The 12,593-nt window shown below is 73.0% G+C and carries 8 protein-coding genes; 5 read left to right on the top strand and 3 right to left on the bottom strand.

Features of this window, described 5'->3' with window-relative positions; genetic code table 11:
* Positions 1–112 precede the first annotated feature (112 nt).
* The gene (locus ACFWYS_RS01630) at positions 113–991 is read right to left on the bottom strand and encodes a lipase family alpha/beta hydrolase (RefSeq protein WP_384762006.1); all 879 of its coding nucleotides are present in this window, start codon (positions 989–991) and stop codon (positions 113–115) included.
* Positions 992–1,638: 647 nt separating this feature from the next.
* Here ACFWYS_RS01630 and ACFWYS_RS01635 point away from each other — a divergent pair.
* Positions 1,639–2,055: a cobalamin B12-binding domain-containing protein gene (locus tag ACFWYS_RS01635; protein WP_384762008.1), complete on the top strand. Its 417-nt coding sequence runs from the start codon at positions 1,639–1,641 to the stop codon at positions 2,053–2,055.
* Here the strand turns inward: ACFWYS_RS01635 and ACFWYS_RS01640 are convergent.
* Positions 2,052–3,719 carry a DUF5691 domain-containing protein gene (locus ACFWYS_RS01640; protein WP_384762010.1) on the bottom strand — a complete coding sequence of 556 codons (1,668 nt, stop codon included), beginning with the start codon at positions 3,717–3,719 and terminating at the stop codon, positions 2,052–2,054. The two genes, ACFWYS_RS01635 and ACFWYS_RS01640, sit on opposite strands and share 4 nt — an antisense overlap.
* Before the next feature lie 103 nt (positions 3,720–3,822).
* Positions 3,823–5,178 (bottom strand): SWIM zinc finger family protein, encoded by a 1,356-nt coding sequence (locus tag ACFWYS_RS01645; RefSeq protein WP_384762012.1) that lies wholly within the window; start codon positions 5,176–5,178, stop codon positions 3,823–3,825.
* Between the two features lie 169 nt (positions 5,179–5,347).
* Between ACFWYS_RS01645 and ACFWYS_RS01650 the strand changes: the two genes are divergently transcribed.
* From ACFWYS_RS01650 to ACFWYS_RS01665, 4 genes are all read left to right on the top strand, one after another.
* Complete coding sequence (locus tag ACFWYS_RS01650; protein ID WP_384762014.1) at positions 5,348–6,478, top strand: AAA family ATPase; 1,131 nt, start codon at positions 5,348–5,350, stop codon at positions 6,476–6,478.
* A gap of 308 nt (positions 6,479–6,786) precedes the next feature.
* Positions 6,787–9,606 (top strand): DUF5682 family protein, encoded by a 2,820-nt coding sequence (locus ACFWYS_RS01655; RefSeq protein WP_384762016.1) that lies wholly within the window; start codon positions 6,787–6,789, stop codon positions 9,604–9,606.
* Positions 9,607–9,766: 160 nt separating this feature from the next.
* Positions 9,767–10,930: a VWA domain-containing protein gene (locus ACFWYS_RS01660; protein WP_384762018.1), complete on the top strand. Its 1,164-nt coding sequence runs from the start codon at positions 9,767–9,769 to the stop codon at positions 10,928–10,930.
* 261 nt (positions 10,931–11,191) lie between these two features.
* Positions 11,192–12,412: a hypothetical protein gene (locus tag ACFWYS_RS01665; RefSeq protein ID WP_384762020.1), complete on the top strand. Its 1,221-nt coding sequence runs from the start codon at positions 11,192–11,194 to the stop codon at positions 12,410–12,412.
* Positions 12,413–12,593: the final 181 nt, after the last annotated feature.

Genomic DNA, 12,593 nt, shown 5'->3' on the forward strand with positions numbered 1-12,593 from the left:
AAACGGGCATTCGGCCGTGTTTTGGCGGACTGCGGGCGCGAGTTTGGCCTTGTGTTCGAAGGCTGTTCGATGTCGCTGGCCTGTTCCGAGGCTGTGAGAGGTGTGTGAGTCGTTACGCCACTGTCAGGCCGCCGGACGCGGTGGCGGCTTCGGCTCCGGTCCCCGGCGCGTCGAGGGCCTGCCGTATTCCGGTCGCCACCGCGGGGTGCACCGGCAGGGCGAGGTGGCCGATGCCGCTCACGCGGACGTTCTGCGCCAGCAGGTCCGGGTGGTCGATGCAGGCCGTCTCCAGCGGGTCCATCAGATGGTCGAGGTCGCTCCAGAAGCTCACGAAGTGCGTACGGCAGCCGGGTGCGGGGCGGGCCAGCTCGTCGAGGAGTGCTGAGCCGGGGCGCATCTGACGCACGATCGGGTGCGCGTTGGCCAGCGGTACGACGCTGGTGCCGGAGTGCGGTGTGCCGAGCGTGACGAGCGTACGGACCCTGAGGTCGCCGCCGAGGCACTGTACGTAGTAACGCGCTATGAGCCCGCCCAGGCTGTGCCCGACGATGTCGACCCGCGGGCTGCCGGTGCGCTCGCAGATCTCCTCTATATGCCGGCCGAGCAGTTCGGCGGCGGTGCGGATGTCGCAGGTGAGCGGCGAGTAGTTGAGCGACTCGACCTGGTGCCTGCCGTGCTGGGCGAGGTTGCGGCGCAGCAGGACGAAGACCGAGCGGTTGTCTATGAAGCCGTGCAGCAGGACGACCGGGGGGTTGGTCTCCGTCGGCAGCTGGGTGGTGCTCTGCGAGTCCGGGGAGTCCTGTGCGGGGAGCGCCGGGATGGTGCGGCGCTCCTGTGTGATGCCGGAGGGGTAGAGGAGCAGGTGTCCCGCGAGGATCGCGATCTCCAGCGCGGTCGCCTTCAGCAGGGCCAGGGAGAGACCGGCGAGTCTGCTCGGGAGCAGGCGACGGCAGAGCGGAAGAAAGGGGAGTGCTGCCCCGGTGACCTTCATGGCCGACCTCCTTGCGGCACGCTGGAGGACGGCTCCGGCCCCCGTGTGCCCTCGTGGGAAGTCGTGGCGGAGGCGGCCGGCGGGGTATGAGGAGGGCGCGTGGGGCAAGCGAGGCGCGTGAAGTGCGTCGGCCGGGTCGGCCGTGGCGCACCGGTGACCTGACGGGGCTCCCTGCCGGTGTGGCGACGAGGCTCCCCGCTGTCGTGCCTTACCTGCCCTACGTGCCCTTCGTACCACCGTCGATACGCCGCACCCTCACGTCGCGCGGCCCTGCGGCGCGGTGGTGCGGCGACCTCTTTGCGACTCCCGTTGCGCGTGGTTCCGCTGCGGCGTGTGTACCGCAGGTCAGTGCGGCCCGTGTGCCGCAGAGATGTGGAACGTTGCGCGGCGAACGTGTCCCATCGTGTGATTTCCCCCTCGGTCCACGCCGCGAAACTGCCGGTTACGGGATGCTGTCGATAACGTTCGTTCACCTCCCCGGGCGGTGCCGCCCGGGTGTCCGTGTCGTCGTGGCACGTCCGGCGCGGTGCGTGACTGAAAAGTGCGATACGCGCACCATGTATGACATGTAGGCCGAGTGCGGCATAACTCATACATGAGCGGTACTTGTCGGTACGGATGGATGTAGTCGCTTCATGGAGGCAGTGATGGGTGTGGCAGCCGGTCCGATCCGCGTGGTGGTGGCCAAGCCGGGACTCGACGGCCACGATCGCGGCGCCAAGGTGATCGCGCGGGCGCTGCGCGACGCCGGCATGGAGGTCATCTACACCGGGCTCCACCAGACACCCGAGCAGATCGTCGACACCGCGATCCAGGAGGACGCCGACGCGATCGGTCTGTCCATCCTCTCCGGCGCCCACAACACCCTCTTCGCCGCCGTGATCGAACTCCTCAAGGAACACGACGCGCAGGACATCCTGGTCTTCGGCGGGGGGATCATTCCCGAGGCGGACATTCCGCCGCTGAAGGAGAAGGGTGTCGCGGAGATCTTCACGCCGGGGGCCACGACGCAGTCGATCGTCGACTGGGTGCGGGCCAACGTCCGGCAGGCGGCGGAGGCCTAGGTCGCCGCATCGCGCGGGGCGCACGGGGATGACGGGGTGACCGGGCCGGGTGTCTCCAGCTCGTCGAGCATCGCCGCCCGCAACCGCAGTGTCGTACCCAGTCGCTGGAACGCCTCCGCCCAGTACCCCACGGCCCCCGGCGACGCGTCCTCCGGCTCGTCCGGTACCGCCAGCAGGCCATCCAGGCGGCTTGCCTCCGCCGGGTCGAGGCAGCGCTCGGCCAGGCCCATCACGCCACTGAAACTCCATGGGTAACTCCCCGCGTCCCGTGCGATGTTGAGCGCGTCGACCACCGCGCGCCCGAGCGGCGCCGCCCAGGGCACCGCACACACTCCGAGCAGCTGAAACGCCTCGGACAGGCCATGTGTCGCGATGAACCCGGCGACCCACTCGGCCCGTTCCGCGGCGCCCAGCGTGCCGAGCAGCTTCGCCCGCTCGGCCAGCGACACCGCACCCGGGCCGCCGGCCTCGGGGGCCGAGGGTGCTCCGAGAAGCGCCCGCGCCCACTCGGGGTCCCGCTGCCGTACCGCCGCCCGGCACCACGCCGCGTGCAGGTCGCTCTGCCAGTCGTCCGCCACGGGGAGCGCCACGATCTCCCGGGGCGTGCGTCCGCCGAGCCGCCCCGGCCATGCTCCGAGCGGTGTCGCCTCCACCAACTGGCCGAACCACCAGGACCGTTCGCCCCGCCCCGCCGGAGCCTTGGGTATGACTCCGTCGCGCTCCATGCCCGCATCGCACTGGTGCGGTGCCTCGACACCGATCGTCGGCGTCCGCTGCGTGTGGTCCAGCGCGACGCAGCCTCCGGCACGTGCGGCCATCCGCGCGGCGAGCGCCGAGCCCGGCAGCGCGGAGAGCAACTCGGCGGCCGTCGCCCGGACGTTGCGGCTCCGGTCGGCCAACGCCCGCTCCAGGAACGGCTCGTCCTCCGGGGCCAGCCCGGTCCGCAGCGAGTCGAGGAACATCAGCCGGTCCTCGGCCCGCTCCGTCGCCCACGTCGTGGTGAGCAGTTCGCGCGCGGCGGCGGGCTCGTGCGCCCGTATCGCGGCGAGCAGGGCGACGCGCTCGGCGAACAGTCCCTCCTGCCACAGCTGTTGGACCTCGGTCGAGTCCGCCGGATGCGGCAGTGCCGTGCCGCCGCCGGGTGTGGCGCGCAGGGCGAAGCGCCAGTCCGGGTTCAGCCGGGCGAGCCATACTGCGCGTGGGCCCGCGAACGTCAGTGCCGCTGGCCGCAGATCCGTCCGTCCCCGTGCCGCGTCCAGCAGTGCGGGCAGGGACTGAGGGGGCGGTGCGAAACCACGGTCGTTGGCCGACGCGAGCCATTGGGGCAGCAGTTCCATGAGGTCGGGTGCCGTGCCTCTGCGGCCACCGGCCGTGCCGGGACGGTCGGCGAGCAGCATCGCCAGCCTGCGGGCCGCCGCCCGGGGCAGCGCGGGGCGCGGATCCTCGGGGGCCGGCTGCGGTCGCCGCGCCGCACGCGTCGGCTTCATCCCGGCACGGCGCCGTACGGTCTCCACGGCCGCGGCGTCCAGCAGGGCCACCGGTGCCTCCCGGCCCGGCTCGCAGCCCGGGGGTGTGCGCCGGTCCGTCCCGAGCAGCGCGGCCGTGACGAGTTCCTCCCACGCGCTCGGCGTCGGTGAATCCACAGGAGCGGAGGGACTGTTCACGAGGTTCCTTCCTCTCTGCCTTCATGCTCGGTGCCGTGAGGTGGGTGAAGGGTCACCCGAGTCGGGTGTTCCGCATGACGGGCGGATGGGCGGGCCAGGGCGCTCAGCACAGCTGCACCGCCTCGCCCGCTCCCTCCGGCCAGGCCGTCAACGGGGTGAAGCCGCGGTGGCCGCACTCGCCGAAGACCTTGACCGGGGCGCCGCCCGACAGCGCGACCAGGCGCCACAGACCCGGACGGGCCCGGGCGGCCGGGGTGAGCGGCAGAGCCGTGTCCGCGTCGGCGTCCGCCAGCTGCCACGAGTCGCCGTCCGGGGCCGGTACGACCTGGTCCAGGGTCACCGGGACGGAGTCCAGCCAGGGGTCGTCGCGCAGCGCCTCGCCGTAACGGGCGGTCGCCTCGGTCGTCGTCATGCCCGGCGGGCGTATCGCCGCCGGAGCTGGCGGTGCGAACCGCTCGACCAGGGCCGCTCGCAGCTGCCCGGCGCCCGGGTACGCCGACACCTCCGCCTCCAGGGCCAGCCCCACCGGCAGCGCCAGCTCCGGAGCGCGGCCGGCGGCGCCGTAGGAGAGGAGCAGTGCGGTACGGCCCGAGTCGGCGCCGTACAGCCATATCCGGCGCGTCGTCAGTTTCACGTCCGCCGTGTCGTACTGGGCGAGGACCAGCCAGCGGTCCCTCACCGGCGGGCCGTCCGCCGAGGCGGGCAGGCCGATGCGGGAGCGGACCGTGTGGGTCAGGCCGTCGGGCAGGCGCTCGCGGCCCAGCCAGCCCTGGTCGAGGAGGTGGAGGAGGGCGCACTCCTCCAGCAGGCGCACCGGCCAGCCGGGGCCGGACGCCGGGATCGCCCCCAGCTCCCGCACCCGTGCGGCCAGTCCGGGGGCCTGGGCGTCGACCATGCGGGCCGCCGTCTCCTCCCACAGGCCGTATCCCGCCTGTTCCGCGCCGGCCAGGCCGCCGCGCAGCAGGTCCGCCAGGCGCTGCTCCAGCTCCGTCGCCCCCGCGGTGACGCGCATGGCCCGGCGCTCCGCCCTGCGCCGCGCCGCATCCGGGTCACCGGTCCCGGATGCGGAACCGGGCGCGTCCGCGGTCCGCTTCTCCTCCGCGCGCTGCCTTCTCCCCCTTGTCCACTGCTCCGCCCAGTCCGGCGGCGGCCCGGGCGGCACCGCGCCGTCCCCGCCCGCCCAGAGCAGCAGCAGCCCGAGCGCGTGTTTGCACGGGAACTTCCGGCTCGGGCAACTGCACTTGTACGCGGGCCCGGAGGCGTCCGCGATGTCGATGACCGTCTGATACGGCTTGCTGCCGCTGCCCTTGCACAGCCCCCACACCGTCCCCTCGTCGGAACTCCCCGCCTCGGACCACGGCCCCGCCGCCCCGAGTTTGCTTCCCGCATTGCGTGACGCGGCGTCAGGCGCCAGTGCCAGCACCTGGTCCGCGGTCCAGCGCACCCCCTGCTGAGTCATGACATCGAAGGTAGATCCCACCACTGACAATCGGCCGGGGCCGAGGTCCCACGAGCAGTGCCCCGAAGGCGTTTGCGCAGGTCGGAACGCATTGTCAGTGGCGTGGTGCAACGTGGATGCCAGATCCGAAACGGCTGGACAACCGGCCGAGCTGGAGGGGGACTTTGCCATGCCTGTGTCCGTAGACCCGACATCCGTCGCAGCGGGGGAGGCGGAGGCGGTCGAGGCGTTGCGACCGCACGCCGAGGACGCCTTCGCCGATGAACTCGCCACGCTGGCCGCGCAGGACGACCGTCCGCGCCCGGCCCGCTGGAAACTGTCGCCGTGGGCCGTGGCCACATATCTGCTCGGCGGCACGTTGCCGGACGGCACGGTGATCACACCGAAGTACGTGGGTCCGCGCCGCATCGTCGAGGTCGCCGTCACCACGCTCGCCACCGACCGCGCCCTGCTCCTGCTCGGCGTGCCCGGCACCGCCAAGACCTGGGTGTCCGAGCACCTGGCCGCCGCGGTCAGCGGTGACTCGACGCTGCTGGTGCAGGGCACGGCGGGCACGCCGGAGGAGGCGATCCGGTACGGCTGGAACTACGCGCAGCTGCTGGCCAACGGCCCGAGCCGGAACGCGCTGGTGCCCAGCCCGGTCATGCGGGCCATGTCGGAGGGGATGACGGCGCGGGTGGAGGAGCTGACCCGTATCCCGGCGGACGTGCAGGACACACTGATCACGATCCTGTCCGAGAAGACGCTGCCGATACCGGAGTTGGGGCAGGAGGTGCAGGCGGTCCGCGGCTTCAACCTCATCGCCACGGCCAACGACCGCGACCGCGGTGTCAACGACCTCTCCAGCGCGCTGCGCCGCCGCTTCAACACGGTCGTGCTGCCGCTGCCGGAGAGCGCCGAGGCCGAGGTGGACATCGTCTCCCGCCGCGTCGACCAGATCGGCCGCTCCCTCGACTTGCCGGCCGCGCCCGACGGCATCGACGAGATCCGCCGCGTCGTCACCGTCTTCCGCGAGCTGCGGGACGGGGTGACGGCCGACGGCCGCACGAAGCTGAAGTCGCCGAGCGGCACGCTGTCGACGGCCGAGGCGATCTCCGTCGTCACCAACGGGCTCGCGCTGGCCGCCCACTTCGGCGACGGAGTGCTGCGGCCCGGCGACATCGCCGCGGGCATCCTCGGCGCCGTCGTCCGCGACCCGGCGGCCGACCGGGTCATCTGGCAGGAGTACCTGGAGGCGGTCGTGCGTGAGCGGGACGGGTGGACGGACTTCTACCGGGCGTGCCGGGAGGTGAGCGCGTGAACGACGAAGACCTTGGGTGGGGTCGCCCGAGCGGAGGATCGAAGTCAGGTGGCTCTGTGGTGGAGGGGCCCTGACGGCCGGTGGCGTGCGGGGCGGCCGGGGGGCTGTGTCGGGGCCGCACCCCCCGGGGCTGGTGGCTGCGTAGGAGAGAGGGGAGAAGAGGGGGAGCGTGCTGTGAGGGGTGGCGGGGTGCGTAGGGCGTGGGGCGAGCGGGGCTGTGCGGGTGGGGCTGTCGGGGGTGCCGGGGCTGTCGGGATCGGCGGCCTTGTCGGCGGGGAGTTGGGATCGAAGGGGACGGGGTGATGGGCATGGACAGGACTGGGAGTGGGGAGCTGGAGGTGGGCGCTCACCGGGCCGGCGACGGGGCGGCGGGGTCCCTGAACGCCGGGGCCGGACTTGCTCCGGTGCCGAATCCTCGGGTGCTGAAGTCTCCGGTGCCGAAGCCTCCGGGGGTGTTGCTGCTCGGGGTACGGCATCACGGGCCCGGGTCGGCGCGGGCCGTGCGGGCGGCGTTGGAGGCGGCCCGGCCTCGGGTCGTGCTGATCGAGGGGCCGCCCGAGGCGGATGCGCTGATCCCGCTCGCCGCCGACGAGGGCATGCGGCCGCCGGTCGCCCTGCTTGCCCATGCCGTGGACGAGCCCGGCCGTTCGGCCTTCTGGCCGCTGGCCGAGTTCTCCCCGGAGTGGGTCGCGATCCGCTGGGCCCTGGAGCACGGGGTTCCGGCCCGCTTCATCGACCTGCCGGCCACGCACACGCTGGCGTGGGGGAAGGACGTGGAGCCTGCGGCCGTCGACAAGCCCGCCGGAGAGTCCGCCGACCCGGCCGATGAGTCTGCCGACCAGCCGACCGACCAGCCGACCGACCAGCCGGCCGGCCAGCCCGCTGGTGAGCCCGTCGGAGAGCCCGCCGGCGAGCCTGTCGACAAGTCCGACGGTGAGCCCGCCGGCGAGCCTGTCGGGGAGCCGGGTGCCGGGGAACGGAGTGATGCGGAGCAGGGTGATGGGGGCGGCTCCGGTGCCGATGTGCGGGTCGATCCGCTCGCTGTGCTTGCCGATGCCGCTGGTTACGACGATCCCGAGCGGTGGTGGGAGGACGTCGTCGAGCACCGGGGTGTGGGGGACGGGGACGCGTTCGCGCCGTTTCTCGGGCTTGAGGAGGCCATGGGGGCGCTGCGGGAGGCGTACGGGAGCGGGGGACATGAGCGGGATCTCGTGCGTGAGGCGTATATGCGGCTCCAGGTGCGGGGCGCTCAGCGGGAGTTCGGGGACGAGGTCGCCGTGGTGTGCGGGGCCTGGCATGTGCCCGCGCTGCGGCAGAAGAGCACCGTGGCCGCCGACAAGGCTCTGCTGAAGGGGCTGCCCAAGGTCAAGGCGGACATGACCTGGGTGCCGTGGACGTATCGTCGGCTGGCCCGGGCCGGCGGATACGGGGCGGGGATCGACTCACCGGGGTGGTACGGGCACCTCTTCGGCGCACCGGACCGGCCGGTCGAGCGGTGGATGACCAAGGTGGCCGGGCTGCTGCGGGACGAGGACCGGATCGTGTCCTCGGCGCATGTCATCGAGGCGGTGCGGCTGGCCGAGACGCTCGCGGCGATGCGGGGGCGCCCGTTGGCGGGGCTGGGGGAGACGACGGACGCGGTGCGGGCGGTGATGTGCGACGGCTCGGACGTGCCGTTGGCGCTGGTGCGCGACCGGCTCGTCGTGGGGGACGTGCTGGGGGAGGTGCCGCCGTCGGCGCCGGCGGTGCCGTTGCAGCGGGACCTCGACCGGATCCAGCGTCGGCTGCGGATCAGACCGGAGGCGCCGGAACGGGAGTTGGAGCTCGACCTGCGCAAGGAGAACGACGCCGAGCGCAGCAGGGTGCTGCACCGGCTGCGGCTGCTCGGTGTGGAGTGGGGCGAGCCGGTCACGTCGCGGGGCAGCACGGGGACGTTCCGGGAGACGTGGCGGCTGCGGTGGGAGCCCGAGCTGTCCGTGCGCGTCGCCGAGGCCGGGGTGTGGGGGACCACCGTGTTCGCCGCGGCGACCGCCAAGGCGGAAGCGGACGCCGTGGGTGCGCGGGGTCTCGCCGACGTCACCGCACTCGCCGAGCGCTGTCTGCTCGCCGAACTGGCGGACGCGCTGCCCGCGGTGATGCGGATCCTCGCCGACCGGGCCGCTCTTGACGCCGATGTCGGCCATCTCGCCCAGGCCCTGCCCGCGTTGGTCCGCTCCCTGCGGTACGGCGATGTACGCGGCACGGACACCGGGGCGCTGACCGAGGTCGCCGCGGGACTCGCCGAGCGCATCTTCGTCGGGCTGCCGCCGGCCTGTGCCGCCCTGGACGCGGATGCGGCCGACGAGATGCGGCGCAATGTGGATGCGGTGCATGGGGCGGTGGGGATGCTGGGGGACGCGGTCGCAGCAGTGACAGAGGCGCCAGAGGCGCCAGAGGCGCCAGAGGCGCCAGAGGTGGCAGCGGCGGCACCGGGGAAGGAGTCCGAGTCCAGTCGCGATCCCCGTCGGGACGGTCGGGACGGTCGGGACGAGGGGAACCCGTCGCCCGCTCCCGGCCACGGTGACCTGCGGAATCGGTGGCATGCGGTGCTTCGGGTGCTGTCGCTGCGGGACACCGTGCCCGGCGTCATCCGGGGGCGTGGTGTGCGGCTGCTGCTGGACGACGGGAAGTTGGCGCAGGACGAGGCGGCACGGCTGATGGGGCTGGCGTTGTCGCCGGGGACGCTGCCGGCGGACGCGGCCGCTTGGATCGAGGGGTTCGTCGGCGGTGGCTCGGGCGGCGGGATGCTGCTCGTGCACGACGAGCGGCTGCTCGGGTTGGTCGACGCGTGGCTTACGGGGGTGCCGGCGGAGGCGTTCACCGATGTGTTGCCGCTGCTGAGGCGCACTTTCTCGGCGTATGAGTCCGGGGTGCGGCGGACCTTGGGTGAGTTGGTCCGGCGGGGGCCGGGGCAGCGGGGGAGTGCGGGGGCCGGCGGTTCCGGCATACCCGGCTTCGCCGCGGAGCTCGACGTCGAGCGGGCGGATGCTGTGGTGCCGGTGGTGCGGCTGCTGCTGGGGCTGGGTGCAGTGGAGGAAGTCGCTGGGAAGAATCGCGGCGACAACAACCTTGTGGGGGCTACGGGATGACGACTGACGCAGTGAGTGAGCCGAGGGTGCCGGCCGGGGTGGTGGGGACCGTCGGGCGACCGGGCGGGTCGGCGGCGCCGGGGAGGCCCGTGACGACGACCGTGACGATGACCGTGCCGGTGATTCCGTTGTGGGAGCGGCCTCGTGAGGGAGCGTGCCGATGACGACCGGGGCGATGGACCCGGCGCAGGAGCGGCTGCGGCGGTGGCGGATGGTGCTGGGCGGGGGCGAGGCCGACGGCACCGGGTGCGCACTCTCCGGGCGCGACGCCGCGATGGACGGGGCGCTGGGCGCTCTCTACGGCAAGGGAGACAAGGGGCAGCCGGGGAGGGACCGTTCGGCGGGGCTCGGGGCGTCGGCGCCGTCCGTGGCGCGGTGGCTCGGGGACATCCGGACGTACTTCCCGTCGAGCGTCGTCCAGGTCATGCAGCGGGACGCCATCGACCGGCTCGGGCTGAACACGTTGCTGCTGGAGCCGGAGATGCTGGAGGCGGTGGAGGCCGACGTGCATCTCGTCGGCACGCTGCTCTCGCTCAACCGGGCGATGCCGGAGACCACGAAGGAGACGGCGCGGGCCGTCGTGCGCAAGGTCGTCGAGGACCTGGAGAAGCGGCTCGCCACCCGTACCCGGGCCACCCTCACCGGCGCGCTCGACCGCAGTGCCCGTATCAACCGGCCGCGCCACCACGACATCGACTGGAACCGCACGATCGCGGCCAACCTCAAGCACTACCTCCCGGAGTACCGGACGGTCGTGCCGGAGCGGCTCATCGGGTACGGGCGGGCGTCGCAGTCCGTGAAGAAGGAGGTCGTCCTGTGCATCGACCAGTCGGGGTCGATGGCGGCGTCGGTGGTGTACGCGTCGGTGTTCGGGGCCGTGCTGGCGTCGATGCGGTCCATCAATACGCGGCTCGTGGTCTTCGACACCTCCGTCGTCGACCTCACCGATCAGCTGGACGATCCGGTCGACGTGCTGTTCGGCACCCAGCTCGGCGGCGGCACGGACATCAACCGGGCACTCGCGTACTGCCAGTCGCAGATCACCCGGCCCGCGGAGACGGTGGTCGTGCTGATCAGCGACCTGTACGAGGGCGGTATACGGAACGAGATGCTCAAGCGGGTCGCCGCTATGAAGGCGTCGGGGGTGCAGTTCGTGACGCTGCTGGCGCTGTCGGACGAGGGGGCGCCCGCGTACGACCGGGAGCACGCGGCCGCGCTCGCCGCCCTGGGGGCACCGGCCTTCGCCTGCACGCCGGATCTGTTTCCGGAGGTGATGGCGGCGGCCATCGAGAAGCGGCCGATTCCGGTGCCGGACGCCGGGTGAGGGCGACTGTGAGGCGAGTGTCACAGGGGCAATGGCGAGGAATTACCGGTGATTTGTCGACCTGGTGACGACCGACTTGGGCCAGCAAAACGGACATGAGTACGCATCGGTAGCGGGGGGCTTGCGCGACCTCGGGAGGGGCGTGCGAGGATCAACGCCGCCTGGGCGGTGCGCCACGCGCCGCTTGTCCGCACCGCGTCGCGCCGACTCGTCGCTCGTCACGTGTACCTCGTTCCGCCGCACGGGAGGACCCACCTCGCCTTGACCTGGCCAGCCGCTTTGCCCGTTGCCGCTCTGCGCGTTCTGCGCACTGCGGCCGGACGGCGTGCGCTGCAGGGGGCGTTGCTGGTGGGCGGTCTGTTCGCGCTCGGGTTCCTGTGCGGGGAGCGGGCGTATGCGGCGGACGGGCTGTCGGTGGGCTCGGGCACATCGTCGGCCGCGTCGGCTCCCTCGTCCCCCACGTCGGCTCACCCCGCGTCGGCTCCCTCCTCCTCCGTGCCGTCCACGGCCTCGGTGTCCGCCAGCCCTGTCGGCGCGGTCGAGCGGTTGGTGACCGACCCGGCCGGGACTGCCGCACAGGCCGCGGACGGCAAGTCCGGTCAGCAGGCTCCGGCCGAGCCCGGTCAGCAGGCTCCGGCCGAGCCCGGCCCGCACAGCCAGGCCAAGCCCGGCCCGCACACTTCGCCCAGCCTCGGGGTGCACGACAACGAGGCGCCCGCACCCGCCGACCCGGCGACCTCAACGTCCCCGGCCGGCCCGGTGTCCCCGGCCCACCCCGCACCCCCGGCCCACTCCTCCACACCCCCGGCCACCCCGACAACTCCCCAGTCCCCGGCCGCCCTCGTCCAGGGCGTCGGCGGCCGAGTCGTCGCCCCGGTCGTGGCCGTCGTCGAGTCCGTGACCGCGGGTCTGGCCGAGGCGCCGCCGCTGTCGGCGTTGCCTTCGTTGCCCTCGCTGCCGCTGCTCCCGGCGGCGCCGGAGTCGCCGAGCTGGCCGGGTCTGCCGGGGTTCGAAGTCCCCGGCATGCCCGAACTGCCCGGTGCCCCCGGTCTGCCCACCCTTCCCGGCGGTCCCGCCCAGGTCCTGCCCGCGCCCGTCACCGCGACGCCGCAGCCGGGGTCGCAGGCGCCCGCCTCCGATGGCGTACGTGAGGACGAGAGCCGTACCGGTGCCGCCGCACCCGTGACCTACGGGCCGCGGTTCGTTGCCGATGCCGTGGTGTCCAGCGGCTGGGCGTCCAGTGGCGCGCACCGCCTTGTGGCGCCCGGTTACACCCCCGTCCACCAGGCGCCGGTCGAGCAGCCGGGCGGCGTGGCGGGCAATCGCTCGGCGGGGGACAACGGCACGTCCCGGCACGGTGACGTGCACGCGGTCTCGCTGAGTCGGCGGGACATGATGCTGCTGGTGCCGGGGGTCGCCGTGGCCGTCGACGCCGATGAGATCCAGGACAGGCACGGGGACATTCCGGTTTCCCCCGCGTAGGGCAGTAGGCCGGCCCTCCCCGCCGTAGACCTGCCGCGCGGGGGCGGAAACAGGTCTGCCCGCCCGTCCGGACCCCCCAGTTCACGGATGTCCCTCTGACATTCCCCGGACGGAAGCCGCCGGAGCCGTACCCGGTGTCGATGGTCCCCAACTCCCCGGACCGCGACCGGAAACGGCGCCG

Source organism: Streptomyces sp. NPDC059010 (assembly GCF_042740355.1).
In the GTDB taxonomy this organism is placed as follows: domain Bacteria; phylum Actinomycetota; class Actinomycetes; order Streptomycetales; family Streptomycetaceae; genus Streptomyces.